We start from the raw sequence: 26,564 nt of genomic DNA, 5'->3' as shown, positions 1-26,564 counted from the left end.
ATATGGCTGGTGCTGTTACTGCACACCTTTCGCACACATCTGCGGATCGTCCCCGGCATATCAATGAATCAGGCATTGTACGCTGGACATTGATTAGTATTGCCCTGTTATTTCTAGGATTAATGGTGGTGTTGCCGTTAGTCTGTATCTTTATCGAAGCTTTCAAAAAAGGTTGGAGTGTATACGAAGCTTCTATAACAGATTCAGATGCTTTGTCAGCACTACGCTTAACATTAGTCGTCGCTTTGATTGCTGTACCGCTGAATACGATATTTGGTATAGCGGCGGCATGGACGATTAGTAAATTTCGTTTTCGTGGTAAAAATGCGCTGATTACTTTGATCGATTTACCTTTTGCTGTATCGCCTGTTATTGCAGGGTTAGTCTATATTTTGTTATTTGGTGCTCAAGGATATCTTGGACCATGGTTAGATGAGTATAATATTCAGATTGTGTTTGCTTTGCCGGGGATTGTATTAGCGACTGTTTTTGTGACTGTTCCTTTTGTAGCGCGTGAATTAATTCCACTTATGCAAGCACAAGGGGTACAGGAAGAAGAAGCCGCAGCAAGTCTTGGAGCGAAAGGCTGGCAAATCTTCTGGCGGGTGACTGTGCCTAATATTAAATGGGGCTTACTGTACGGCATTATTTTGTGTAATGCACGCGCTATGGGCGAATTTGGAGCTGTATCGGTGGTATCCGGTCATATTCGCGGAGAAACCAATACATTACCACTGCATATCGAAATTTTGTACAATGAATATCAATTTTCCGCTTCATTTGCAGTGTCATCGTTACTGGTATTTCTAGCGGTATTGACGTTATTGACCAAAGCTTTTTTGGAATGGCAAATGAATCGTCGCCAAACAGGGTAAAATACATCATAAGATGATTTTATCAGGAGGGCGTACAGGTGAATAAAGAAGTTAATACAGTGTCTTGGGATCAATCTTTGCGTGAAGTAATGAAGCAATTAGGAGAAGCAGAACCGACACCGGGTGGAGGTAGTGTGTCTGCAATTGTTGCAGCTCTCGGTGCGGCGATGACTTCGATGACCGCCCACTTTTCGCAAGGCGAAGGATATGAAGAAGTGCAAGTAGAAGTGAATCAAGCGCTACAAGATATGGATAAGATCAGAAGTGCTTGTGAGCATTTGATGAATAAAGATATGGAGTCATTTGGACAATATATTGAAGCTTTACGTCTGCCACATCATACTGACAAAGAAAAGCAGGAACGTAAACAAACGCTACAGACGATGAAATTACAGTCGATTGATATTCCGCTACAGTTAATGGAATGTTGTCTGTACGGTCTGTATAGCGCATCACCGTTGATCGAGATATGCAATCGAACTGTTTTGTCGGATGTCGGCATCAGTATTATTTTGTTTGAAGCTTCGGCGCAATCTTTACTGCTAACGTTAGAAATTAATCTGGTGACTCTGCAAGATGAAGAACAACATCATTATTATCAACAGCGTGCAGATAGCTTTATGCAAAAAGTAACTACATTAAAACAAAAATGTCTAACACAAGTTCGACAACGTATCGCTAGTGATCATGCGTAGAAGCTCAAATGATTGTACAACATAAAAAGCTCCAAACCATTCACGCTCAAGCACAGTGAACAGGTTTGGAGCTTTTTTTGCTAAAGATTATCGTAATTGTTACCAAAAGCAAAGTTAAGACTGTAGTTTTCATAGTACGATAGTTCTTTCCATGCATCAGGAACTTCGCAACTACCTACATACAAAATTTGCTGATCTCGAATCAACCATTCTAATCCATGTTCTACTTCCCAATCGCAATTTAGCTCTATACGAATAATCGTCTCAGTTCGTTCTGGATCCATCTCTATCATCATATCAATAGGTTCGATATACTGTAAAATTTCTTCGGGTTGTTGAATAGACGGACACTCTTGGTCGCCTACATAATCGCAGAAGCTTTTACAGTAATCCCATGAAAATTGAAATAATTTAGCAAGGGTATCCTGATCCAACTGATTAAACGCTTGAACTACTTTTTCTACCGCTTCTGTAGAAATGTTCGGATCACCAACATAGACACCCATATATTGATTAAAAACAGGGGCATAGAACTCTGCGCCCCAATCTTCTTTGCGTCGGTCTATTTTTCGTAGAATAGTTTCACTCATAGTGACTAGACCGAACGATCTGTATTCATATTTTTGGCGTAATAGATTTCGTCCATTTCCATTTTGAGACGTTGTGTAATCTGATCTTGATCTTCTTCAGTCAATGTTTCTTTGGTATACCCGAATAGATAATTATCCAGATCGAATTTTTTTAATTTACATTTTGTATGGAAAATATTTTCTTGATACACGTTCACATCGATCATATCGTAAGTGTCTTTGATTTCAGAAGGAATATAGTTCTGGATCGAGCTAATATCATGATCGATAAATAGCTTGTGTCCTTGAATATCACGAGTAAATCCACGTACCCGATAATCCATTGTCATAATATCCGTATCAAATGAATGAATAAGGAAGTTCAATGCTTTTAGTGGTGAGATTTCGCCACAAGTAGACACATCAACATCCGCGCGGAATGTACTGATACCTTCATCAGGATGGTATTCAGGATACGTATGCACGGTAATATGACTTTTATCCAGATGCATCAATACATGCTCTGGCAATGGACCAGGTGATTCTTCAAAAGAAGCATTAGGTGCTGTCTCTACCGGACCTTCAGAGATCAACATCGTTACACTTGCTCCTTGTGGAATATAATCTTGCTTCGCCACATTCAGCACATGAGCTCCAATAATATCACATACATTCGTTAAGATTTTTCCTAGACGATCTGCATTGTATTGTTCATCAATATAAGCAAGATAGGCTTCACGCTCTTCTTTCGTGCGTGTATAGCAAATATCGTACATATTGAAGCTCAAAGATTTTGTTAAGTTGTTAAAATTATGAAGCTGAATGCGCTGTTGCGGTGTCAATCCCATCTGTATTCCCCCTATTGTCGTCGATATCGATATCCATGTTGTGTTGCTTCAATACATAGTATGGATCGGACAGTTGTATATTTAAAGTGCCGAGCACTTAGTAATAGCAAATACTATTCATATACCCCATTGACTTATTCAAAAACATTCAGCTATTAAGCTGTACGTATTAGCATGATAAAATGCCGAATCGAATGCTGAATATGGTCGTTACATACGATTCAATGTTAACAGATGCCTTGCCTAATATCCATAGCTATAAATGTAAAACATCAACTTCTACAGCTAGGTCATTTGAGTAGATAAGCTATTAAGTTTTTCGCTATTTTATAGTCCACAAAAAAATTTTGCACTATCTATTAAATAAAATAATAATGGTGACGATAAGTATTAAGAACTATAAAATGTCGAAAAAAGGCGGTTATTGTCGTGATAGAGAAATTGCTATCCCCATTTACGTTTGTTATATCTAAGCTCAAATACGCACAAAAATTTATATTAATTAGTGTATTATGTGCGCTACCTTTACTCTTATTAACCAGTATTTGGTTTGAGAATCAACAAGCTAAAATTCAAATGTCATCTTCAGAACGAAAAGGAATAGTTAATATTGATAGTATTTTCCCACTTATTTTACTGATGCAGAATCATCGTGCTTTTTATGGCAATTATGTATCAGGAGATACCAATGCTCAATCACAATTGAGTCAGACTGAACAAGAGATTAGCGCAGAAATAAAAAAAATTGATCCTATTATCCAATCACAACAACTACCTCAGTCGATTACAATCTGGCAAGGTATTCAAACAGATTGGAGTACATTACAAAAAGAACAATCTTCTTTAAATGCAGAAGATAGTTTTACTCGTCACAGTGAATTGATCCAAGAAATGATGAATTTTATTACAAAAAGTGCGAATGAATCGAGATTATCTCTAGATAGCGATATCGACTCCACTTCACTAGCTGGTATTTTTACCAAACAATTAGCTCAAACGTCAGATATGGTAGCACAAATGCGTGGTAGAGGAACAGCACTACTGATTAGCAAACAGAATAATCATGATACCGTTGTAAAAATTACAGAAAATACAGGCAAAATGAAATTAACGATTGAAGATATCACTAATTCTTTAAATACAGCGTATGAGAATAACCCGCAGTTAAAACAATTATTTGCTGAAAAAGGAAACGAAAATATCAGTCAAATGAATGCATTTGTAGATATCGTCACCAATCAAATTATTAATGATGAAAGCTTAAAAGGTTCTTCTAAAGATTATTTTGTGGCAGGTACGCAAACGATTCAGTCTTTACAACAGTTTTCAGAATCTATTGCTAATGAATTAGATGTTCTCATTGCCAAACGTATACAAGAATTAACGTATATGCGCAATCTGATTTTGGGAATTACTTTGTTCGTCCTTATACTTGTGGCACTATTTTATATCGCGTTTTACCGCAATGTATTGCAATCAGTCAGAAGCTTACAAAACGGTGCAGATGCTATGGCACAAGGGGATCTCTCGCAAACGATTGTACTTCAGACTAGAGATGAACTGAAACAAGTGGGAGATGCATTTAACCAAACGATGTTGTCTCTAAATGAGCTGTTGCATCGTAATCAACAAGTATCCGATCAATCTGCAACAGCTTCTGCTCATTTGAAAATTGTATCGACCGAATCAACATTAGCGATGGGACAAATTGCTGATGCGATTCAAAGCGTCTCTGAAGGTAACAAAGGACAGAAGAAATCAATGAATGAAACAGCGAATGCGATGAACGAAATGTCGATAGGTATTACGCGCATTGCTGAAGCAGCATCAGGCGTAGCAGAGTCGTCTATCCAAGCAACAGAACTGGTGTATGTTGGAGATCAAAAATTGGTCGACGCTGTAGCACAAATGGAAAGTATTCGTCAGTCAGTAGATGGATCAGGTCACAAAGTCCGTACATTATCCGAACATTCTAACGAAATCGGACAGATTGTAACTGTCATTATGGGGATCGCTTCACAGACTCAATTGCTATCATTAAATGCAAATATCGAAGCCGCACGCGCTGGTGAACATGGCCGCGGATTTAGCGTAGTAGCTGAAGAGGTAGGTAAGTTAGCAGAGCAAACGAAGTCTTCCGTAGAAATGATTTCTATGTTAGTCCGTGATATTACTGAATTAGTATCGCAAACGGTCGCTTCCATTCAACTAACAGATCACGAAACGATGCAAGGGATTCAAGCAGTTCAACAAGCACATCAGACGTTAAAAGATATTTTGGCATCGACTCAAGTGGTAAGTGCTCAGATTCAAGAAGTGTCTGCTACCTCTGAAGAAATATCAGCAGGTATGGAGCAAGTAACAGCTTCTATGATTGAAGTTGCAGATGTATCTGCCAAAACATCGAGTGAAGCAGAGACGATGGCAGCGGCAACCGAACAACAATTAGCTTCTATGGAAGAAATCAACACTTCCGCAGAATCATTAAGTGGTATGTCTACCCAACTGCAAGAGGATCTCAGCAAGTTCAAATTGCGTCATTAATATAGATAGTATGTCTCAAAAAAGGTTATCTGTGCTGTACATTCAGAGTAGGTAGCCTTTTTTGAAATTACAAATTGAGCTTATGAATTACATCTTTTGTTATATAGATCATTACTAACGTCACTGTAAAATGCAAAATGATATGTTTATTAATACCAGCACAGATACACGTAAGCAGTAAAGATTACATCATAATGAATGACATGAGATACCTAAAATAGAACATCATTTTATTTTTTCTATTACTTAACAGTGTAAACTGTCCGATAAAAATAGTGGATTCAACGAAAAAAATGTCGAACAAAGGTGGAAAATGTCAATGTCAACTAAGATTCTGTTGCCTTTTACCAAAGTAATATCTAGATTGAATTACGCACAAAAATTTATGCTGATTAGTTTTTTGTTCTGTATTCCGATTATTATGCTATTTGTCATTTGGTTTAACACACATCAAGAAAAAATTGATATTACTCATCAAGAGCAAAAAGGAATCACTTCTATAAATAGTATTATTCCTCTTTTTCTAGCGGTTCAAGAACACCGCGCACTATATAGCAGTTATACCAATGGATTAACAAACGTCAAACCAGATATCGAAAGTACAGAAAAAGAAATCGATACACAAATCCAAAAGATCGATCAAGTTGTAGCTCAAAATGAATTTGCTGATTCTAGCAAGCAGTGGCAATCGATCCAAGCAGATTGGAAAACTCTACAAACAGAACAATTCTCATTAAATAATGCAGACAGCTTTGATCGCCATACCGCTATTATTAATAAAATGAATAATTTTGTACTGATTACAGCAGACGATTCAGGCATGTCATTAGATACAGAGATTGATTCTTATTATTTAATGGATGTTTTCGTGAATCAACTAACTCAGACTATGGAAAAAAATGCTCAACTTCGTGGAGAAGGTCAGAACATTCTACAAAAGAAAAAGATAACAGAAGCTGAATTGGTTGATATTTTGCTAGAAAAAGGTCAAATGCAATCTCTCCGTGACGGAATTGCTGATTCTCTAGACACAGCGTATAAAAATAACAGTCAATTAGAAAGTATTTTGGGTGCACAAGGGAAAACAACACTTGCCACATTAGATCAATTCCTTACAACTGTAAATAATGATCTAATCACAGATAAAACGTTTGCTACAACCCCATCAACATTTTATGATGCCGCAACTCAGACTATAGAGGCTACACATACATTTACAACTAGTATATCTAATGAGCTGAATGAATTGTTGCAACAACGAATTCATCGCTTAACCGAATCTAGAAACATTATTATCGGAATTACTATACTCGCTTTACTATTAGTGACTTTATTTTATCTTGCTTTTTACCGGAGTGTTCGTGAAGCTGTACAACGTTTGCGTGATGGAGCGACAGCGATGGCATCAGGCGATTTATCTCAGCATATTCATCTCACTACTCAAGATGAGCTTCGTCAGGTCGGAGATGCTTTTAATCAGACCACTCAAGCATTGAATGTATTATTACGTCGTAATCAGGATATTGCCGCCCAATCATCCGCCGCTTCTATACAACTTAAAGATGTTGCTAATGAATCGACTCAAGCGATGCAACAAATTGCAGAAGCGATTCAAGGGGTTTCTTCAGGAACCGATACGCAGAAAAAAGCAACCGAAGAAACGGCTAATGCGATGAACGAAATGTCGGTTGGTATCGCTCGTATTGCTGAATCAGCATCAGAAGTTGCTGAATCTTCGATTCAAGCGACAGGACGTGCTCAATTTGGCGATCAGCAATTGGTATCTGCTGTCAATCAAATGGAAAGTATTCGTGATTCGGTTCATCAATCCGGCGATACCGTCAAAGTGTTAGCAGAGCATTCGCAAGAAATTGGACAGATTGTCACTGTGATTATGAATATTGCCGCACAGACTCAATTGTTATCATTAAATGCGAATATCGAAGCGGCTCGTGCAGGAGAGCATGGACGTGGATTTGCTGTGGTAGCTGGAGAAGTAGGTAAGTTAGCAGAGCAGACCAAATCATCTGTAGGCTTAATCTCCCGTCTGGTGGCTGATATCGAACAATTGGTTCAACAAGCCGTTCAATCGATGGAACAGACACAGACAGAAACAGAGAGCGGTATTGAAGCTATTCAGAATGCTCATCAGACGTTAAATGAAATTTTGAATGCTACCCAGTTAGTGAGTGCCCAGATTCAGGAAGTATCAGCTACCTCTGAAGAAATATCAGCAGGGATGGAAGAAGTAACAGCTTCTATTGTAGAAGTGTCTGAAGTGTCAATGCGTACATCGGACGAAGCAGAGACGATGGCGGCGGCAACAGAGCAACAATTAGCTTCGATGGAAGAAATTAATGCTTCTGCAGAATCATTAAGTGATATGTCTACCCAACTGCAAGAAGATCTAAGTAAATTCAAGTTGCGCGATTAATATAGATATTATTCCACAAAAAAAAGGTCGTCTGCTCTGTAGGTTGAGAGTAGATGACCTTTTTGATTTTATTACTGATGTAACGATTGAGCATATTCTTCACGATACCGATTAATTTTATTTTGGATCGCTGTATAATTCGTAGTAAATAAAATATATGTATTAGATTTGGTGCTAATGATCACTCGATCAGTTGTACCGTAGGGAGTACCTATGCGAATAGCTGACGGTTCTGTTCCGCCGTAAGAATCATCTAACTCTACCGCTGTAATATCTTTGATTGGAATTTCTATTTTTGCTAATTGCCATGTCACAATAATCTGATCATCATCTTTGATTACATTAATACCTAGCATATCAATTCACTCCTCAAAGAATAAAATAAAGCTATTGAACGATCATTAAAAGTCATGAAATGAGATATTCAATAGCTTTTTCTTATTTTACCATAAAAATCAAGCTTGAGTCTGTGGCTTGAATCCTTCGTCTTTGAGATAGTCGCCAGCTTCACTGCGGGATTCAAAAGCCATATCTAAATTCAGACCGGAATAGACACACCACATCTCATCTTCGTATTTTAGTGTTAGAATATGTCCATCTTCATCGATCCATGTACCGCCTGTAGAAGTCGTCGTTGCTAATTTGAAAGAAGCTTTTGCTTCTTCTTTTTCTTTCAACTCAACCGTTTTGTGGTTGTACGACATCGCTTGGATCGTCTCATCAAGTAGAGTACGTAATTGTTCTTCCGAATAATCGCGGATATTTACAAATCCTTTATCATCGGTTTCGTAGTTATGCAATAATCCAGCATAAATATAACCGTTACCGTTCGGATGAATATGGAAAGCAACAATTTTTTTCTCATAGGCACTGTCTTCATAATGGAAATTCACACGACCTAGAGAAACATCTTTACGTTGTAGTTGTGGATACGATTGTAGCAGTTCAAGCTTTTGTTCAAAATTAAGCATAATTGCCTCCTATAAATAATGGGTAGTGGTGATTATAACATACGTAAAAAGAGATAAGCATCAAAAAACAGGTGCAGTTCAGCACCTGTTTTCTTAACAGCATACATGATCACTTATGTGGATTCAGGCGCATCTTTAAAAGGATGTTTGAAGCTTTTAGGAATATCCGTTTCAAAGCGCATCGTTTCACCGGTAACAGGATGAATAAAAGAGAGTACGCGTGCATGTAGACCAAGACGACCTACACCTTGAGCACGAGCGCCGTACTTTTTATCGCCAACGATAGGATGTCCTAGATCTTCCATATGAACACGAATCTGATTTTTGCGTCCTGTTTCTAAGCGAACTTCTAATAAGGAATATTCGCGTGTTTTTTGTAATCGTTTGAAATGAGTAATAGCATGTTGTCCACCATTATCATGTGAATTGGAGAACATTTTAAGTGTTTTGCTTTCTTTCAGCCATGAAGAAATCGTTCCTTCAGGCTTTTTCACTTCGCCTTCAACAAGCGCTACATAGGTACGTTCTTCTACACTTTCACGCCATGTATTTTGCAATTGTTGTTGAACTTCATGAGATTTGGCGAACATCATTATACCGGATGTATCTCGATCTAACCGATGAACTACGAAGATACGTTGTTCTGGATCAGTCGCACGTACATGCTCGGTAAGCTGACGATAAGCTGTGACATCTTTTTCTTTATCCGATGCGATAGAAAGTAGTCCAGCATCTTTGTGAATCACAATCAAATGCTCATCTTCAAACATAATCGATAGACCGACCATCGCAGGTGCGGCAACCGGTGGTTCTTTGTGAACCATTACTTCTTGACCGGGACGAAGCATATGATTGTACGCTGTAACGGTTTTTTCATTAATAATGACCTGACCACGCGCCAATATCGATTTCACCGAATTACGGCTGATATGTGTAAGATTATCCAGTAAAAAAGGAAGAAGTTCTGTCGTTTCCTTCACTGTATAGACCGTAGGTGGAAGTGGTTTGCCACGATAGGAACCATTGCGAGATGAGCTGCTTTTCGCTTTGGATGAGTGGGCGGTCGGTTTACCTTTATGACCTGATTTCGTTGTTTTGGAACGATTTGAAGATGAATGAGAACGGGAATTTTTCTTTTGCATAAGCTGTAAGCCTCCTGTAATTAACCCCTTCACTATATCATGGAGATAGTGATCTTGCACCCGTATTTGTTAATTCTGTCGTTTTGGGTAGGATTAAGGTAAATCTAGCCCCTCCAAGCGGGGAAGAAGTACATAGAAGCTCTGCTTGCAAATGAGATGCAATTTGTTGACAGATCGCAAGCCCTAGCCCGGTAACTCCACTTTTGCCTGTATAAAAGCGTTGAAAAATCTGCTGTCGTTCTTCCTCTGATAATCCTTCTCCATCATCGTCGATATGAATACACCATGATTGCTGATCTGAAGTCGGTTCGATGATCAACTGTACCTGTGTTGCAGTATGACGAACAGCATTTTGAAGCAGATTCAGTAAAATTTGAAAAACTTGTTCAGCCGCAATCGCGATAATCAGTGAAGGGCCGATGACTTGTAATTGGATATTGCGCTCTTGCGCTGCTGGCTGTAGTAAATGAATCGCTTCTTCTGCCATCGTTTTGAGATCAATCGTGGTCTGTTGCCAGACTTCATCTACACTTTCAAGTCTTGATAATTGCAGTAATTTCTCGACCATATGAATCAAGCGCTTCGATTGAGTAGTAATAATCTCTAATCCTTGATCGGTTGTGACGACCTGATCTTGAATCGCAAAGACATACCCTTGAATCGACATCAGTGGTGTTTTCAGTTCATGGGATACATTTTGCAAAAATTCAATCTGGTATTGATGTTGTCGCTGTAATCGGTTGGCCATCAATTGAAACGTACTGATCAATTCCCCTATTTCGGTATGATCTGCTTGTAAAAAATGTTCATTAGGTTGTAAATGAGGTTCATACCGACTGACTGCTTCTTTTAACCGATTGAGCGGTTGTACCATGCGCCAGACAGCAAATAAAGCAATAAATAAAATAACGATAAAGCTAGCACCGATAGATAATAAAGTCGTTCGTAACAAAGGAATATATAGGGCACGTACTGATGATAACGGAGAGTACAGAATCACACGAAATGGCTGATGATTGAGTTGAGCTTCACTGTATAACACTTTACTGCCGTTCAACTGCATATATCCTTGATGATTACTGGAAAAGTTTTTGAGGATTTTACCATTGTTTTGCGTATTGCTGGAAGTGATAATTTTATTGTTTTTATCGAGTACAAAATAATCAGCATAAAATAAAATATCTTTAATAAAAAAGCGGAAGTCTGTACTATCCAGTCCATCAATATCTTGGTCTTTCAAAATGTGGGCTGCTTTGATCGTCTGAGCAGATAATTGTTGTTTGACTTGATTGAGTAAAATGTCATCCATTAATTGTACAAAGAAAAAGACGGTAATCGCTACCGTCATCAGCATACCTACACAAAGTGACAGCAACATTTTGCCACGAATCGTTTTCATTATTCATGTATAGCGGCTTTGTAGCCGAATCCCCATACGGTGTCTATCGTCAGTGTCGATTGGTACTGAACTAATTTTTTGCGAATCCGTTTGACCAGATCATCTACAACTCGTAATTCTCCAAAAAAGTCATAATTCCATACTTGCTGAATCAATTGTTCTCTACTGAATGGACGCTGTAAATGGGTCGCCAAAAATAACAACAATTCAAATTCACGTGAAGTAAAATACAATTCGTTATTCTGGATAAGCACTTGCCGAAATTCTTCCGAGATCGATAAATTACCTGCATAAACATAAGAGGTAGAAGCTTCAGGCACAGAGGGTGTAGCCGTATCTGTAACAGCAGACACACTGACCGGGTTGCTTGCACGCTTGCCGGTGTCAATTAAGCGAAGCATTGCTTTTACACGTGCAACCAATTCACGAGGATTGAAAGGTTTACTCAAAAAGTCATTACAACCTAATTCCAAACCGTTGATCCGATCCACTTCTTCGCCCCTCGCCGAGATCATAATAATAGGAATACCTGTAAATGTACGAAGTTCGGTTAATAAAGTAAGCCCATCAATACCAGGCATCATAATATCCAAAATCAAACAATCCGGATGTTCATGTTGTACCTGTTCAACCAGTTGTTGTCCATGAGCAAAGGAAAATACTTCATACTGTTCTTTGCGTAAATACTCAGAAATTAATTGCAAAATAGACGGATCATCATCAACTACAAATAGTTTGGTCATAGCGGTAACTCCTTATCTTTCCAGAGATATAAACGTTCTAATCTTAATGTAGCAGAGCAGGGTCACCAATATCAAAGTTTGCCTAAAGCAAAAAGACAGGAACCTGCTAGGCAGTCCCGTCTTTAAGAGTGAGTTTTAGTCATAACTTAGCAAGCTTACGTTTGTAGCTAAAAGGAACTTGATGTATCTAAGCGATCCTTTTATTTGTGTGTTGTTGTTTTAGCAGGTGTTGTTGCTTTAGTTACAGGTGCTTTTGTAGCAGTTGTTTTCGTTGTTGCTTTGTGAGCAACTGCTTTTTTATGAGCTACTTTTTTGTAAGTAACTTTTTTAGCATTGTGTTTGGCAACAACTGGTTTACTCACATGACGAGCTGCTTTGTGTTTTGGAGCTTTAGTTACTACTTTGTGTGTAGTAGCTGCTTTTTTGTGGGCTGTAGCTTTTGTAGCAGTAGCTTTTTTAGTGTTGTGTTTGGCAACGACTGGTTTAGTGATATGACGAGCTGCTTTGTGTTTTGGAGCTTTAGTCACTACTTTGTGTGTAGTAGCTGCTTTTTTATGAGCAGTCGCTTTTTTGTGAGTCGTTTTTTTAGCATGGTGTTTAGTAGCTACTGATTTAGCGACATGACGAGCTGCTTTGTGTTTTGGAGTTGTAGTAACGACTTTATGTGTAGTACCTGCTGTTTTGTGAGTTGTCGCTTTTTTATGAGCGGCTTTGGTAGCTCTATGTTTTGCTTTGGTTGCTTTGTGTTTTACTTTATGAGCGGCTTTAGTAGCTTTATGTTTCGCTTTGGTTGCTCTGTGTTTAGCTGTAACCGTTTTTGCTGTTTTTGCAGTTGATTTTGCTGGCATTGTTACTTTTTTAGCTGGAGTGGCTGTTGTTTTATGCGTTGCTGTTACAGGTGTAGTCGTTTTTTGTGTGGTTGGAGTAGCTGTTGTCGGTGTAGCTGCAAAAGCGCTTGTTGCTCCTCCTAATACACTGATTGTTGTTAATAATACTGCCGCATTTTTTGTCCATTTTTTCATTGGAATCACCTCTTCTTAGAATGTAAATTCATCTTATCAAGAGGTTATGTGAGAATAATGGAATAGATGTGTGAAAAGTGTATGAAATGATAAAAGGGGGTCAATTATGAAAAGCCAATCTCAATTAAGTAAAGGGTGGCTGTATTTGTGTATCTTTAGTATGCTGGTTGTTTTTATTCCACAGGCGAAGATGATCGAAGCGGCTTCGGCGGTAACAGATGGAAGTGAAGGGATGGTCGGGAGTCGTATACCTGTAGGTACAACGTATACTTCGACTACGTATGATCCAACATTTGTACCGCAAAATATCGGAGATGGTGATTGGTATAGTATATGGAAAGTATCTAGTAATACAGGACGTATTCAAATGAACTTTCCAGAAGCTGTGAATCTGAAAGGTGTACAAGTCTCTACAGGAGGCACGGGAGATCGGTATGAGACATATACAATTCGCGGTCTGCAAAATGGATACTGGCGTACGATTGCAACACGTACATTTCATGTGACTGCCAGTGAATATCAAGCTCTTACACCAATAGCTGTACAAATAGGCTGGTATGAAGGAATTGATATTTCAGTGAGTTCTACGCGTAATTGGTTGCTAATGAGTGAAGTGAATCTAGTTCCTACAACGACTAGCATTGCTCCAACACAGCTCAAAGCGACCAATAACAATGAAGAAGTATCCCTTCAATGGCAACCACTTGCCAATGTAGATCATTATCAAATACGTTATGGTACGACTTCAGGGTATTATACAGAGACAATCACTGTATCAGCAGATACGTATACAGATGTACAGATTCCTGATCTGACAACAGGCACAGCTTATTATTTTACAGTAGCCGGAGTACGCAATGGAGTACGGACGAATTACGCCACAGAAGTACTAAGCATGCCAGTACCCGGATATAATTTCCCGGTCAATACAGGTAAAAGTGCAAGTAGTGAGTTTTATCGTAATCCTGTAGAAAATACAATGGATAGAGATATAGCATCCACATGGAAAACTCAAAACAACAGTAAAAATGCAACACTAAGCTATCTTGTCGGATATCCATTATATATAAATGAACTGCAATTTGTGATAACAGCGCCAGTGGAAAGTGATATTACGTATAAAATATACGAAGAAGGGGAACACAGCAATACGTTGATCGGGCAAAAAACAGTACATGTACAAGGTTCTACGTCTCCGATAGCGATCGACAGTATCCCTATTGAGCCAGATTGGTACCAATTACTCAAAATAGAAATTAGCTCTACAGCCGCTCCAGTCGTAGTAAATGAACTATTATATAAAAGCGATATTTCTTATATAACCGGTCTACAGGCTACACCGCAAAATGGACAAGTACATTTAACTTGGGATACAGTTCCAGCAGCCGATCAATATCGCATCACTTATATGAAGCAATATCCAGATATTTTGCTAGGGCAGACGATTACTGTGAATGCAGATACGTACCAGAATTACACAGTATCAGGGCTAGATAACAACAGTGTTCCGTATTACTTTGTTGTTAATGCTGTTGTTAACGGGCAAAATCAAAACTATTCCAATATTGTACATGCTACACCGATGAGTTATGCGACCGGTGATCCTGTTCCCAAAGGAACTACTGTAACCAGTGTCGGTTATTATGATAACCAACGACCAGAATATACGATTGATGGCGATCTATCTACCTATTGGATACCAAATACAGGCAATCATAAGAGTGGAACGATTAATTATCATTTTCCCAAGCCTGTTGCATTGGATGCGATTCAATTAGTCAGTATGTTGAATGTTCCGGGTAAGCAGGCATTCACTATCTATGGTCTACAGGGCAATGATTGGAATCTATTATATGATGGCAAAATTCAAGCATACTTTAATCCTTTTGGTGGCGTATTAGCACCTATTCCTGTGCCAGCAGGCAAATATGAAGGCATTATGATATTGACGGAGACGACCACCACATGGGTGACATTTCAAGAATTATTATTGTTTTATAGTGCCAACCCTCATAGTACGGTGCTAACTGATACGTATAGTGATATTACAGATCCAACAGTAAGTACAGATACGTATAGCATTCATTAGATACAGCAATAGGCATAATCATGAGGTGAATTTTTGCTAGAGTAAGATAATTGTCAAACAAAAAGCTGTTTTGTAGGCGAGATGCTTACAGAACAGCTTTTGTTATCGTATCACTTATTTTCACTTTTGATCCCAAAGTGGTATTTTGTTCACTCGATATTTGGACTGGATAAGAAGAGTGCCTCCGAATACTATAGTGATCGCTACCGGATACAAAATAGCCCAACCTGTAAATGGAAAAATAATAGCTGTAGCTACAAAAGAAATCCAGCTGATGATCCATCCAAAGCGACTTTCACGTAATAAGCGAATCCCTGCGGCACATCCACCAAGATAGGTCAAAATAAAAGTCGCATTAGGCAATTGAATTAAAGTGGTCAACGAAATGATATGACTTGCGTACAAACCAGTAATCAACCCGAAGCATACACTTAGAAAAAGAATACCGCCTACAGGTGTACTGTATCTAGCAGATAATAGACTCATCCATTTAGGAGCATATTGTTGTCTGGATAATGCAAAAGCAACACGAGAAGAAGCCCCGACATACGCAATAATAGTAGCTGTACAGATAAAGATACCGGTAACCCCAGCCAATACAGCACCCCATGAACCAAGCAGTCGGCTGATTATCCACACTAGTGAAGCATCTGATCCACCTATCAGGTAACTTTGTGTACCTACAGTCGCCAGTGCAGTTAGAAAATACAAAATACCTACTATAATCGCAGCAATCACAACACCACGAATCGCTGCTTTACGTGGATCTTTGAATTCTTCGGACATATGAGATACGGCTTCCCAGCCAATAAAGCACCAGAACAATATCGCAGCCGCTTGTCCGATACTTGTCCAACCATGCGGCATAAATAGAGTGAAATGAACGGCTTGAATCTCAGGCACAGCAGCGATAATCGCAAATGTAAGCACAGCTATAATAGAAATAACGACTGCAATTTGGATTTTGCCAGCTACTTGCATTCCGAACCAATTGGTGATTAATCCAACCAGTAACATTAAGATCGCTATCCCGATTCGAACCGATTCATCCCAGCCCATCGCAGCTGTCATATAACCTGCACCAGTAAGAGCGGCTACAGGTGCACCGATCGGAACAGATAATAAGAAAAACCAACCGACCAATGCACCTGCACGCGGCCCAAAAGCCATACTCACAAAATGAGAGACTCCGCCAGCATTCGGGAACTTGGCAGACAATAATCCCATCGACAAAGCCATTGGCAAAATCAACAACGTCATAAATCCCCATGCAATCAGTGAAGCAGGGCCTGCCATTTGAGCCGCCAGTCCGGGAACAAGTAATACACCTGATCCAAGAACAGCTCCAATATAGAGAGCGACAGCTTGTGGTAAACCGATCGTCCGTTTTAGATGAGATGAATGTGAAGTGTTCATTTTAATTTCCCTGCTTTCCTTGTCATTTGCTACAGCGTAGCAGATAATAGTGGTATCGGAAAAACGGAAATTTCAAATGCAATCCATCTAAAAAACCGATGGGAGAGATAAATATGGAATCCAGACATTTATTTACGTTTCTAGTCGTAGTAGAAGTGGGAAGCTTTACACGTGCAGCTCAGCGTTTAGATTATGCGCAATCTAGCATTACTGCACAGATTCAAGCGCTTGAAGCAGAGCTGGGTACACCGTTGTTTGATCGAATGAACAAAAAGATTTTGCTTACCGATGCAGGGCGTCGTTTACTTCCGTATGCACAAGAAATATCCAAAATGCATGCATTAGCCAAAGATGCGATTCGTTCGGATGCAGAAATGTCGGGTACATTAACTATAGGGGCTCCAGAATCGCTAGCTGCTTTTCGGTTACCTAATATTATTCGTGAATATCGCAAACATCATCCCGCTGTCAAAATCATTCTCAAACCGGGTGCGTGTTCAGAACTGTTAGAAATGATTCGTAGTGGAGCGTTGGATATAGCGTTTCTGTTACAACCAGAACTGGAAGATCGTGAACTGCATATGGAGACACTTGTGTATGAAAAGATGGCGATGATTGCACCTATTGATCATCCATTAGTCGGTCGAGCTCATATTGTTCCAGAAGATTTGCGTACCGAAACGATTTTGCATACTGAATCGGGTTGTACGTATCGCACACTATTTGAACAATATCTAAATAGTCATGGCATTTTCCCTGATCCCAGTCTGGAATTTTGGAGTATAGAAGCAATCAAGCAATGTGTGATGGCAGGATTGGGCATTTCTTTTTTACCGCTTGTAGCAGTAGAACGTGAACTACAAGAACACAAATTAGCACGATTAGATTGGGATGATCGTGAACAACAAGTGTATACACAACTGAGTTATCATTTGAAAAAGTGGCAATCACCTGCTTTGGATGCTTTTCTAAAAATCGTGCATCGTCATGCTACAGAATGGCAAGATGCTCCTTTGATCAATACTGTGTAAATATAGATTATATCGAATGACAGGAGAGAACATATACAATGCATAAAGTAGAACATTTAGATCATTTGGAAAAAGGAATACGTCAACTGGTAGAACAGTTTGTAGAAGCGGGTCGTCCGTCTGTACTTCATCAAAGTATTGAAGAACGTCGTGCAGGATATTTGGGTACAGTCCCATTGGCAGGAGACAAAGTAGAGCTTTATTCTATTCAAGATGTGAATATTGATGATATTACATTACGCCTTTACCAACCGGTAGATCAGACAGACTTACCTGTATTGATCTATTATCATGGGGGATGCTTTGTCAGTGGAGACTTGGAGACTCATGATCAACAGATGCGTCAGTTGGCTTATGAAGGTAAAGCTCTGGTTATTGCTGTGCAATACCGATTAGCACCAGAGTATACATATCCAACTGCACATGATGACGCTGTACGCGCAGTACAGATTGTTCGTGAGCATGTGACTGCATGGGGCGGAGATCGTAACCGAATAACGATTGCAGGAGATAGTGCAGGAGGACATCTGGCGCTGGTGACATGTCTGCGGTTGAAAGAGCAAGGTGACTGGTTGCCACAGCGTCAGATTCTTATTTATCCGATGCTTGATGCTAGCGGTACAAGTACAACATATGCACAGTATGGCAACGATTATATTATAACTAGAGATGTATTGATCAGTGGATATGAAGCTTATTTTGGTGATTTACCGTTAAATCATCCAGAAGTCAGTCCGTTATATGCAGAAAATTTTGCAGGGCTTCCAGAAACGTATATGTTAACTGCTGAATTTGATCCGTTATTATTCGAAAATGAAGCTTTGTATCGCAAGTTATTACTAGCTGATGTAGATGTGCATTGTCGTCGTTATCTAGGTGTGAATCATGGCTTTTTCCAACTGGCAGGCATCAGTATCGCAGCCAGACAATCGTTACATGATGTAGCAACAATGATTTATTGTTAACCGATAGATCTTCAAAGCAGTTATTCAATATCGCATAGATAATTATATTGAAAAAGTAAACAAAGCAGACCTTCTACTGTAATGGTAAGAGGTCTGCTTTGTGTTGTCTGAGTCATAATCTTTTAGGAGCTGTATCAGAAGACCATTAACTGTAAGAGGTTGTGCCAGAATAGGCTGTATCAGAAGCACCAAACAGAAATTGTAATGATTTGATAAAATATTGCGTCATAAACATCAGATCATGAGTACCGCCATCTTCAATCTCAAGCAGAAGCTGGTGTGCAGGAAAGCCTTTTGCTTGCCACAAGTTACATGCAGATAGTACATTTTGGAACATATGCTGTTGACTGTTCTGTTTGTATAATCCTTCACAATTGCCTATCGACACATATAGCTTGAGATCAGCGGAAGGAGCCGGATGTTCTTCGATATAATTCATCACTCCTTCATACCAGCAAGAAGGAGAAAGCATACCCACACAGCCAAATATATCCGGTCGCCAGTACGCAGCAAACATGCTAACCAACCCGCCCAAAGAACCACCGACTATCCCTGTAGAGATAGCGTCTGTCAGTGTCCGATAACGTTGATCGATATGAGGCTTTACCTGATCGGCTAATTCATCAATATAAGAGTGTGCTTGTCCACCAAAAGCAGGAAATTGAGGATTCAAAGCCAGAGCTGGCCAGGGGGTATAATCATAAGTACGACGATCGGTATGTACGCCTACTAGAATCACTTCATGTAGCAACTGTTCTCGAAATAATCGTTCGATATAATTTTGACAGTGAGTTATTAATTGACCTCCATCTTGTACATAGACGACAGGATAATCACATTCTGAAAGGTGATAAGAAGGCGGTAAGTATACTGTTAATTTGCGTCCTAATATATCCAATTGATCTGTCCGTTTCATCAAGTATCTCCTTTCAACTACAGACTTTTTGGTAGCTAATTTTATATCATCTTATCTGTGCGAGACGATCATTATGCTTGGCGACGTCTACTTAATAACCAGACAAAATAAGGTGCTCCTATAATCGAAAGAACGATCCCTACAGGCAATTGAGCTGGCGAAAATAAAGTTCGTCCGATAAAGTCAGCGATAAGCACTAGCAAAGCACCGATTACACCGCTAAGTGGAAGAGCACGCCGATGAGCAAGTCCGACAAGTCGTGTCGCTATATGAGGAGCTATTAATCCTACAAAGCCAATACTACCGGATACAGCCACACCAGCCGCTACAAGCCCTACACTAATAAACATCAATTGACTACGCTTTTGCCGTAAAGGTATTCCTAGACTAAGCAATGTATGATCACCTAAGCGCATAACATCTAGCAGACGTGTCTGACAAAGCAACCACGGAAGCAATACTACTATCCATGGAAGCATCGATAAAACAAATAACCAGTTCGCAGAATTAAAGTTTCCAGATAACCAGGCTGATGCTTTTTCAAAATCTTGCGGGTTCATTTTGAGCGATGCATATAACGTAACTGCCGAGAATCCTGTAGTGATAGCGATCCCTACCAGAATCAATCGTTGTGGATTAAGCCCGTGTTGATCTTTGGCTAGTAGAAAAATCAGTAAAGCAGCTAACAAACCGCCCACTATGCCGAATAAAGGCATCATCATAATCGCTATATTTCCTGTCATATCGATCTGATCACGAATCAAAAACATAAACAGCACAATAAACATACCTGCGCCTGCATTAATCCCTAGAATCCCCGGATCAGCTAATGGGTTGCGAGTGAGACTTTGTACGACAGTTCCTGCAATCCCGAGGGTTGCTCCTATCACTAGACCCAATACAATACGAGGCAAGCGAAATTGAAAAATGACAATATAATGAGAAGCATCACTCGATCTATGAAGCAGTGTAGACATCATCTCGATCCATGACAGTCTGAGTTCACCATACGTAAGACCGATCCCCACTATAAGCAAAATCAACACTATTCCAATACTCATGATCGATATATAGCGTGCTTGAGAATCTTTATCCATGTCGTGAGCCTCCTTTACGACGAATCAGGTAAAGGAAAAAAGGAACACCGAATAAAGCAGTAATCACACCGATAGGAGTCTCAAATGGATAATTTACAAACCGAGATAAAATATCGCAACAAGCTAGAAACATCCCTCCAAGTACACCGGATAACGGAATAATACGGCGATAATCGGTTCCGCCGATCATTTTGGCAATATGAGGAACAATCAAGCCGATAAAAGCAATTTTTCCCGCTAGAGCCACAGAAATACCGGATAACAAAGCAACTGCTATAAAAGCCGCCAATTTGATAAGTTTGACCCGTTGACCTAGACCTGTAGATATTTCTTCGCCTAGAGATAACGCAGAAATAGAGCGCGCAATAATCAACATAATCACAAAGCCGACAATAGCAAATGGAAGCGATAATTGAATCAATTCAGGATCAATCTGATATAAGCGAGCGTTATACCAATAACTAATCCGCTGAGATACATGAAAATACATCGCAATCGCATCAGCTAATCCATTCAAAAACATACCGGTTAATGTGCCTAGAATAGCTAGAACAATCGGTGACTGTGCTCCTGGAATCAGATAAGACATTCCAAATACCAATAACATGCCAAAAGCCGAACCTAACATAGATACCACAATCAGACTGCTTCCATGTATAGACGGTGCAAAGATCATACATAATGTAATCGCAAATACAGAACCATCCAATACACCAAGTAGTGAAGGGGAAGCTAGATCGTTACGAGTAATCCCTTGCATGACTGCGCCAGACATCGCGAGAAACGCACCGATCAACAAAGCACCGATCGCGCGCGGTAACCTTGAATGACGTATAATCTGATGATCGACATTACCAGCATCAAAATGAACGATAGCGTTCCAGACATCAAGAGATGAGATGTTTTTGGCTCCATATAGAACAGATATCACAATGATGAAAATAATGACTACCGGCGCAGTCCAAAAGATCACTGCCGGTAGTCTATAAATGTTGTACATATTAGATTCATTACCTTCTTATTTGGATTGTAACGTATCAACAAAAGCTTGAAGAAATTGAATTTTACTATACGCTGTTCCACCTTGAGCGAGCGGATCAACTACATTGACAAAGACGTTGCCATCTTTAACAGCTTGAATACTTTGGAAAATTGGATTGTTTTGCAAATCTTCCAGAGCGCCTGTAGCATCTGGATTCTCATCTTCTGAAAACTGGATAAATAACACATCTGGATTCATTTGAGCAAATTGTTCAATCGAGATCGCTTCTTGTGATTTGGCAGCGGCAACTTCTGCTGGAATAGCTAATCCCAGATCGCTGTATAATACAGGATTAAAGTATAAGTCAGGCCCGTATAGACAGACAGCTCCTTCACGCATACGAACCAGCAATACTTGTTTATCTTTTAATGTACTTTGTAAAGTCGTTTTCGCTTTTTCTAAATTAGCTTTGTAAGCAGTGATTTCTTGTGCTGCTTGTTTTTGCTTGCCACTAATTTCACCTAACAGGGTCAAATTTTCTTCCCAGTTTGTAGCAACATGCGAATAAGGAATAGTGGGGGCAATCTGTTGTAATTTTTCCAGTATAGCCGGATCGAATTTGGTTGTGCCGAGAATAACATCCGGTTTGAGAGACAAAATCTTTTCAAAGTTAGGATCGATTTTTTCTCCTATTGATTCTGCTTGATCAGTGATCGAAGCGAACAAAGGAGGAAATTTACCAGATACAGAGATTGCGCCAACAGGATGAATATCAAGTAAAATAGAATCCTCCATTGCTTCCAAAGAACCTGTAATCACGATTCGTTCGGCTTTGGCTGGAATCGTATAAGACTTGTCCAGATACGTAATCGTTCGCGTAGCTGTAGAAGCTGAATCCGTCGAAGCTACAGGTGTAGTTGCTGAAGAGCTAGTTCCTTCTGTCGCTATAGGCTTACCACATGCAGCCAATATTACAAATGTGGCAATCATACATATAGACATAACTGTTTTTTTCATAATCATTATATAACTCCCCTCAATATCAGTGAGAAAGATTCTCAATAGCTATCATAGAGGTTATATTTGTGCTTTGCCATAGACAATCAACGGATAGCACATGGACTTTTGGCGGATAAATAGTGTATTAGCTCTTCACGTACTCTGGTCAAAGCAGTAGGAGAGTATTCGCGCCATGGACTTGAACTTAGAATATGCAATTGTTGTTGACGGATTACTGGAAGATCAAGCCAGCGAGAAGATTGCCGTAATCGATGCCAGTGTTCTAATGTCTCCGAATCTTGACGAATTAAGATACCAATATGTTCTACATCACTTGCTTGTAATTGATCCCATGTCACTATATCTTCTTCATTATCGTCAGCCGGTGTATCGTGAGGTCGCTGTATTCCCAGTTCGCTATAGACGTAATCTAATAATCCGGCTGAACCGAGACTGTATAATTGATCATGAAGCATACGCACAAATAACACAGTAGGTCTGGAACCATCTGAGCGGGTAAGTAATGTTCTAACACGTGCGGTATGTTGATCAAATGTATTGATCCATTGCTTCGCTTCTTCATTCATCTGAAGTTGTTCTGCCAGTTGATATAAGCCTGTTCGCCATGAACCACGTTGTGGAGCTGGCAATGTAATCATTTGAGCAGATTGACTTAACTGTATATATTCTTCGGCTTGAATATCGTGTGAGCATACGATCCAATCAGGCTTGAGTTCTTCTAGCTGTCGTATAGCGGTATGAGTCTGCTGATCTGAATTTCCATATTCCAAATGATAAGGAATATCTGCACCGTAACGTTCTAGATAATATCCTGACCATTTGGGATGTAGTGGAGCGGCATAAGGTACAATATCAAGCGGTAGCAGATAACCAAGCGTAGAGACACTAGCATAAGCGGCTACTTTTTGCTTGCGTTTGTGTATATATGTCGAAGGTGATACACCTGTTTCTTTTTTGAATACACGACTAAAATAAAATTCATCCCGGTAACCGACTTCATGTGCGATATCTTTGAGTTTGTAGCCTGAACGAAGCATCAACTGTTTGGCCTGCGTAAGACGAGTTTCAGTCATATATTCATGAGGGCTTTGACCATAGGTTTTTTTAAATACATCAGAGAAATGCTTGGCACTAAGTCCAGCAATCTGACTTAATTGTTCTAGCGTATGTGCTTGCTGAGGATGATCAGCAATATAATTTCGAGCACGCACCAGACCATCTTCTTGCTGGAGTGTACATTTTTCTTTGGCTGTAGCCACTTCAAACAACAATTCAATAGCATCAATCTGAGCACGCCAGCGATGTAATACATGAGTTGAACGAAAAGCAGAGCAAATCTGCTGACACTTTGCACTGGCATACGGAAGTGTAGCTTCAGCCGGAAAATATAAGTGTTGAGAATCGGTAGCAGACTGCAATTGTCTAAGATCGTCTGGATGTGGCAGATACAGTTCCAGATGAAGCATTGCTACCTGTGTATCCATATGTTCGGAAGACAAAGCAAATGTACTACCGGAGTGACATAGATAGACTGTATCTGTTCTCATAGGGTAGGGATCATTTTCACGCTTTAATATACATTCGCCTTCGATCAGTACAAGAATAGTCATATGAGTCGCCATAATCTGTGTTAATAACAATGAAGTCTGAGGTTGTATATGTTGAATATCTGCATGATGCAGTTGTAATACATAAGGATGTGCTTGAACAGTTGCTTGGGTAGTTATCGATGCCATCTGTGGAAAGTTCAATATTGATTCTCCTTTACATATGAAAATGATAATCATTATCACATATATTATATCAGAATTGATAAGTTGCTGAGAATTATCGTTCGTTCTCTGTTAAAATAGGAGTATAGATTTGAAGCAGAAGAAAGCAACACTATCACTACAGAATCAGGATAAGGAGTTTTGGCAATGAGCGTGCAAGCGCCTGTGATGCAGGAAGCACAGACTTTGTTACAGAAGTATTTTGGATATGAAGATTTTAGAGAAGGTCAACGGAAGATTGTAAATAGTCTATTACAACGTCAGGATACGCTCGGAATTATGCCTACAGGTGGCGGTAAGTCGATCTGTTATCAGATTCCAGCGATGGTTAATGACGGAGTGACGCTAGTGATTTCACCGCTGATCTCACTGATGAAAGATCAGGTCGATGCACTTACAGCGGCAGGGATTCCAGCGGCTTATATTAATAGCACGTTAACAGGTAAAGAAGTGAATGAACGGATTCGAGCTTCACGTCGTGGCGACCTGAAGTTATTATATGTTGCACCCGAGCGCTTAGAACTGGATTGGTTCCGCGAAGAAATGAACGGTGTGAATATTACGTGTATCGCTGTCGATGAAGCACACTGTGTATCGCAGTGGGGTCATGATTTCCGTACCAGCTATCTTGAGATTTCACCATTTGTAAATCAATTGCCACAGCGTCCGATCGTTGCCGCTTTTACAGCAACCGCAACACCGGAAGTGCGTGACGATATTTTGCGTCTTTTAAAATTAGATGATCCACAGGTATTTATTACAGGACTGGGTCGGGATAATCTAGCGATGGCGGTCATGCGTGGTACGCAGAGACGTGACTTTGTGATCGATTATGCCAAGTCTCATGATAATGAATCCGGTATTATCTATGCGGCTACCCGTAAAGATGTAGATGATCTGTATAGTCGTCTGCTTAGTAGTGGGGTAGCGGCTGGACGTTATCATGCCGGAATGAGTGATGATGAACGGGATCAGAGTCAGGAAGCTTTTATTTATGATGATATTCGCGTAATTGTGGCTACGAATGCATTCGGAATGGGTATTGATAAGTCTAACGTTCGCTATGTTATTCATTATAATATGCCTAAAAATATGGAAGCTTATATTCAAGAAGCAGGTCGTGCAGGTCGTGATGGCGATCCTAGTGAATGTATCTTATTATTTAGCCCGCAAGATATTATGACCCAGAAATTTTTACTGGAACAAAATATGCATGAAGGTGATCGCAAACATAACGATTATCGCAAAATGCAACAAATGGTCGATTACTGTTATACGACCAAATGTCTACGTAATGCGATGCTCGATTATTTTCATGAAGAACATTCCGGTGAACCCTGCGGACAATGTAGCTCTTGCCGGGATGCTCGCGAGTTAGTCGATATGACGATCGATGCGCAGAAAATCTTCTCCTGTATTCATCGTCTACGTGAACGATTCGGCGTCTCGGTGGTAGCGCAAGTACTCAAAGGTTCACGTAACAAAAAAGTACTGCAATATCAGTTCGATCAATTGCCTACTCATGGGTTAATGTCTCATTTATCAGAAAAAGAAATCTCTGAGCGGATCAATGTACTGGCAGCCGAAGGATATCTGTTGCTAACAGAAGGGCAATATCCGGTGGTGAAATTGCAACCGATCGCAGCCGAAGTGCTCAAAGGACAGCGTAAAGTCATGCAACGTGCACCACGTCCAATAGCGACTTCAGCGTCGAGTAGTTCAGGTTCTAGCCGTAGTCGTAGCACTAGCCGTAATAACGATGCTTCAGCAGTTAACGAGACAATCTTCGAGCAATTGCGTCTGATTCGTCGTGAACTGGCATCACGTGAAGGTGTACCCTCTTATATTATTTTCAATGATGCAACATTGCGTGAAATGAGTGTTGTCGAACCGCAAAGCGAAGGCGAAATGCTGGAGATCAAAGGGGTCGGCGAAGTGAAATTCCGTAAATATGGCGAACCATTTTTAGCCTTTTTCCAGAAAGAAAGTATGGATATGGATCAAGGACGTTACGATATGGAAGAATTTTAAAAG

22 protein-coding genes are annotated in these 26,564 nt (G+C 39.8%); 8 read left to right on the top strand and 14 right to left on the bottom strand.

The annotated features are described in order from the left end of the window. Nucleotides 1-2 precede the first annotated feature (2 nt). Together cysW and PQ460_RS17550 are read left to right on the top strand one after the other, a co-directional pair. Nucleotides 3-875: a sulfate ABC transporter permease subunit CysW gene (gene cysW, locus PQ460_RS17555; protein WP_274170606.1), complete on the top strand. Its 873-nt coding sequence runs from the start codon at nucleotides 3-5 to the stop codon at nucleotides 873-875. Nucleotides 876-913: 38 nt separating this feature from the next. After that, entirely contained in the window at nucleotides 914-1,570 is a 657-nt protein-coding gene (locus tag PQ460_RS17550) for a cyclodeaminase/cyclohydrolase family protein (protein WP_274170605.1), read from the top strand. Between the two features lie 80 nt (nucleotides 1,571-1,650). Here PQ460_RS17550 and PQ460_RS17545 read toward each other — a convergent pair whose 3' ends face one another. Together PQ460_RS17545 and speD are read right to left on the bottom strand one after the other, a co-directional pair. Then, nucleotides 1,651-2,160, bottom strand: coding sequence for a DUF6985 domain-containing protein (locus PQ460_RS17545; RefSeq protein ID WP_274170604.1), 510 nt, complete (start codon nucleotides 2,158-2,160; stop codon nucleotides 1,651-1,653). A gap of 5 nt (nucleotides 2,161-2,165) precedes the next feature. After that, nucleotides 2,166-2,987 (bottom strand): adenosylmethionine decarboxylase, encoded by an 822-nt coding sequence (gene speD / locus PQ460_RS17540; protein WP_273615359.1) that lies wholly within the window; start codon nucleotides 2,985-2,987, stop codon nucleotides 2,166-2,168. A 429-nt stretch (nucleotides 2,988-3,416) separates the two neighbouring features. On the opposite strand from speD, the gene PQ460_RS17535 reads away from it, so the two are divergent. Further along, entirely contained in the window at nucleotides 3,417-5,531 is a 2,115-nt protein-coding gene (locus PQ460_RS17535) for a methyl-accepting chemotaxis protein (protein WP_274170603.1), read from the top strand. A 319-nt stretch (nucleotides 5,532-5,850) separates the two neighbouring features. Then, nucleotides 5,851-7,965, top strand: a complete 2,115-nt coding sequence (locus PQ460_RS17530; RefSeq protein ID WP_274170602.1) for a methyl-accepting chemotaxis protein — start codon at nucleotides 5,851-5,853, stop codon at nucleotides 7,963-7,965. A 71-nt stretch (nucleotides 7,966-8,036) separates the two neighbouring features. On the opposite strand, the gene PQ460_RS17525 is transcribed toward PQ460_RS17530, so the two are convergent. From PQ460_RS17525 to PQ460_RS17500, 6 genes are all read right to left on the bottom strand, one after another. Beyond that, entirely contained in the window at nucleotides 8,037-8,321 is a 285-nt protein-coding gene (locus PQ460_RS17525) for a SunI/YnzG family protein (RefSeq protein WP_274170601.1), read from the bottom strand. A gap of 99 nt (nucleotides 8,322-8,420) precedes the next feature. Beyond that, a complete protein-coding gene (locus tag PQ460_RS17520; RefSeq protein ID WP_274170600.1) occupies nucleotides 8,421-8,936 on the bottom strand; it encodes a hypothetical protein in 516 nt (171 codons plus the stop codon). Nucleotides 8,937-9,049: 113 nt separating this feature from the next. Continuing rightward, a complete protein-coding gene (locus PQ460_RS17515) occupies nucleotides 9,050-10,078 on the bottom strand; it encodes an RluA family pseudouridine synthase (protein WP_274170599.1) in 1,029 nt (342 codons plus the stop codon). A gap of 37 nt (nucleotides 10,079-10,115) precedes the next feature. Further along, nucleotides 10,116-11,477 carry a sensor histidine kinase gene (locus PQ460_RS17510; RefSeq protein WP_273615364.1) on the bottom strand — a complete coding sequence of 454 codons (1,362 nt, stop codon included), beginning with the start codon at nucleotides 11,475-11,477 and terminating at the stop codon, nucleotides 10,116-10,118. Next, on the bottom strand, nucleotides 11,477-12,220 hold the full coding sequence (locus PQ460_RS17505; protein ID WP_274170598.1) for a response regulator transcription factor: 744 nt from the start codon (nucleotides 12,218-12,220) through the stop codon (nucleotides 11,477-11,479). The genes PQ460_RS17510 and PQ460_RS17505 overlap by 1 nt, the downstream gene beginning before the upstream one ends. Before the next feature lie 200 nt (nucleotides 12,221-12,420). After that, nucleotides 12,421-13,242 carry a hypothetical protein gene (locus tag PQ460_RS17500; RefSeq protein WP_274170597.1) on the bottom strand — a complete coding sequence of 274 codons (822 nt, stop codon included), beginning with the start codon at nucleotides 13,240-13,242 and terminating at the stop codon, nucleotides 12,421-12,423. Nucleotides 13,243-13,348: 106 nt separating this feature from the next. Here PQ460_RS17500 and PQ460_RS17495 point away from each other — a divergent pair, with 106 nt between their 5' ends. Further along, nucleotides 13,349-15,331 carry a fibronectin type III domain-containing protein gene (locus PQ460_RS17495; RefSeq protein ID WP_274170596.1) on the top strand — a complete coding sequence of 661 codons (1,983 nt, stop codon included), beginning with the start codon at nucleotides 13,349-13,351 and terminating at the stop codon, nucleotides 15,329-15,331. 120 nt (nucleotides 15,332-15,451) lie between these two features. Here the strand turns inward: PQ460_RS17495 and PQ460_RS17490 are convergent, their stop codons facing one another. Continuing rightward, nucleotides 15,452-16,747: an APC family permease gene (locus PQ460_RS17490; RefSeq protein ID WP_274170595.1), complete on the bottom strand. Its 1,296-nt coding sequence runs from the start codon at nucleotides 16,745-16,747 to the stop codon at nucleotides 15,452-15,454. A 113-nt stretch (nucleotides 16,748-16,860) separates the two neighbouring features. Between PQ460_RS17490 and PQ460_RS17485 the strand changes: the two genes are divergently transcribed. Together PQ460_RS17485 and PQ460_RS17480 are read left to right on the top strand one after the other, a co-directional pair. Beyond that, a complete protein-coding gene (locus PQ460_RS17485) occupies nucleotides 16,861-17,778 on the top strand; it encodes a LysR family transcriptional regulator (protein ID WP_273615369.1) in 918 nt (305 codons plus the stop codon). Nucleotides 17,779-17,816: 38 nt separating this feature from the next. Then, nucleotides 17,817-18,743: an alpha/beta hydrolase gene (locus tag PQ460_RS17480; RefSeq protein WP_274170594.1), complete on the top strand. Its 927-nt coding sequence runs from the start codon at nucleotides 17,817-17,819 to the stop codon at nucleotides 18,741-18,743. A 145-nt stretch (nucleotides 18,744-18,888) separates the two neighbouring features. Here PQ460_RS17480 and PQ460_RS17475 read toward each other — a convergent pair whose 3' ends face one another. The 5 genes from PQ460_RS17475 to PQ460_RS17455 all read right to left on the bottom strand — a co-directional run bounded on the left by PQ460_RS17475 (nucleotide 18,889) and on the right by PQ460_RS17455 (nucleotide 24,509). Further along, nucleotides 18,889-19,659: an alpha/beta hydrolase gene (locus PQ460_RS17475; protein WP_274170593.1), complete on the bottom strand. Its 771-nt coding sequence runs from the start codon at nucleotides 19,657-19,659 to the stop codon at nucleotides 18,889-18,891. Nucleotides 19,660-19,730: 71 nt separating this feature from the next. Continuing rightward, nucleotides 19,731-20,756: a FecCD family ABC transporter permease gene (locus tag PQ460_RS17470; RefSeq protein ID WP_274170592.1), complete on the bottom strand. Its 1,026-nt coding sequence runs from the start codon at nucleotides 20,754-20,756 to the stop codon at nucleotides 19,731-19,733. After that, complete coding sequence (locus PQ460_RS17465; protein ID WP_274170591.1) at nucleotides 20,749-21,756, bottom strand: FecCD family ABC transporter permease; 1,008 nt, start codon at nucleotides 21,754-21,756, stop codon at nucleotides 20,749-20,751. Before PQ460_RS17465 ends, PQ460_RS17470 begins: the two co-directional genes overlap by 8 nt. An 18-nt stretch (nucleotides 21,757-21,774) precedes the next feature. Further along, entirely contained in the window at nucleotides 21,775-22,755 is a 981-nt protein-coding gene (locus PQ460_RS17460) for an ABC transporter substrate-binding protein (protein ID WP_274172957.1), read from the bottom strand. An 86-nt stretch (nucleotides 22,756-22,841) separates the two neighbouring features. After that, a complete protein-coding gene (locus PQ460_RS17455) occupies nucleotides 22,842-24,509 on the bottom strand; it encodes an AraC family transcriptional regulator (RefSeq protein WP_274170590.1) in 1,668 nt (555 codons plus the stop codon). 168 nt (nucleotides 24,510-24,677) lie between these two features. On the opposite strand from PQ460_RS17455, the gene recQ reads away from it, so the two are divergent. Further along, nucleotides 24,678-26,561, top strand: a complete 1,884-nt coding sequence (gene recQ / locus PQ460_RS17450; protein WP_274170589.1) for a DNA helicase RecQ — start codon at nucleotides 24,678-24,680, stop codon at nucleotides 26,559-26,561. Nucleotides 26,562-26,564 lie beyond the last annotated feature (3 nt).

The organism is Paenibacillus sp. KACC 21273 (assembly GCF_028736095.1).
GTDB lineage: Bacteria > Bacillota > Bacilli > Paenibacillales > Paenibacillaceae > Saccharibacillus > Saccharibacillus kyungheensis.
This window is presented reverse-complemented; position numbering and strand designations above follow the sequence as displayed.

Bases quoted from the DNA above. Each gene is read 5' to 3' on its own strand.
- cysW (WP_274170606.1), top strand. From the start codon at position 3: ATGGCTGGTGCTGTTACTGCACACCTTTCGCACACATCTGCGGATCGT.
- PQ460_RS17545 (WP_274170604.1), bottom strand. From the start codon at position 2,160: ATGAGTGAAACTATTCTACGAAAAATAGACCGACGCAAAGAAGATTGG.
- speD (WP_273615359.1), bottom strand. From the start codon at position 2,987: ATGGGATTGACACCGCAACAGCGCATTCAGCTTCATAATTTTAACAAC.
- PQ460_RS17530 (WP_274170602.1), top strand. From the start codon at position 5,851: ATGTCAACTAAGATTCTGTTGCCTTTTACCAAAGTAATATCTAGATTG.
- PQ460_RS17525 (WP_274170601.1), bottom strand. From the start codon at position 8,321: ATGCTAGGTATTAATGTAATCAAAGATGATGATCAGATTATTGTGACA.
- PQ460_RS17520 (WP_274170600.1), bottom strand. From the start codon at position 8,936: ATGCTTAATTTTGAACAAAAGCTTGAACTGCTACAATCGTATCCACAA.
- PQ460_RS17515 (WP_274170599.1), bottom strand. From the start codon at position 10,078: ATGCAAAAGAAAAATTCCCGTTCTCATTCATCTTCAAATCGTTCCAAA.
- PQ460_RS17510 (WP_273615364.1), bottom strand. From the start codon at position 11,477: ATGAAAACGATTCGTGGCAAAATGTTGCTGTCACTTTGTGTAGGTATG.
- PQ460_RS17505 (WP_274170598.1), bottom strand. From the start codon at position 12,220: ATGACCAAACTATTTGTAGTTGATGATGATCCGTCTATTTTGCAATTA.
- PQ460_RS17500 (WP_274170597.1), bottom strand. From the start codon at position 13,242: ATGAAAAAATGGACAAAAAATGCGGCAGTATTATTAACAACAATCAGT.
- PQ460_RS17495 (WP_274170596.1), top strand. From the start codon at position 13,349: ATGAAAAGCCAATCTCAATTAAGTAAAGGGTGGCTGTATTTGTGTATC.
- PQ460_RS17490 (WP_274170595.1), bottom strand. From the start codon at position 16,747: ATGAACACTTCACATTCATCTCATCTAAAACGGACGATCGGTTTACCA.
- PQ460_RS17485 (WP_273615369.1), top strand. From the start codon at position 16,861: ATGGAATCCAGACATTTATTTACGTTTCTAGTCGTAGTAGAAGTGGGA.
- PQ460_RS17480 (WP_274170594.1), top strand. From the start codon at position 17,817: ATGCATAAAGTAGAACATTTAGATCATTTGGAAAAAGGAATACGTCAA.
- PQ460_RS17475 (WP_274170593.1), bottom strand. From the start codon at position 19,659: ATGAAACGGACAGATCAATTGGATATATTAGGACGCAAATTAACAGTA.
- PQ460_RS17470 (WP_274170592.1), bottom strand. From the start codon at position 20,756: ATGGATAAAGATTCTCAAGCACGCTATATATCGATCATGAGTATTGGA.
- PQ460_RS17465 (WP_274170591.1), bottom strand. From the start codon at position 21,756: ATGTACAACATTTATAGACTACCGGCAGTGATCTTTTGGACTGCGCCG.
- PQ460_RS17460 (WP_274172957.1), bottom strand. From the start codon at position 22,755: ATGAAAAAAACAGTTATGTCTATATGTATGATTGCCACATTTGTAATA.
- recQ (WP_274170589.1), top strand. From the start codon at position 24,678: ATGAGCGTGCAAGCGCCTGTGATGCAGGAAGCACAGACTTTGTTACAG.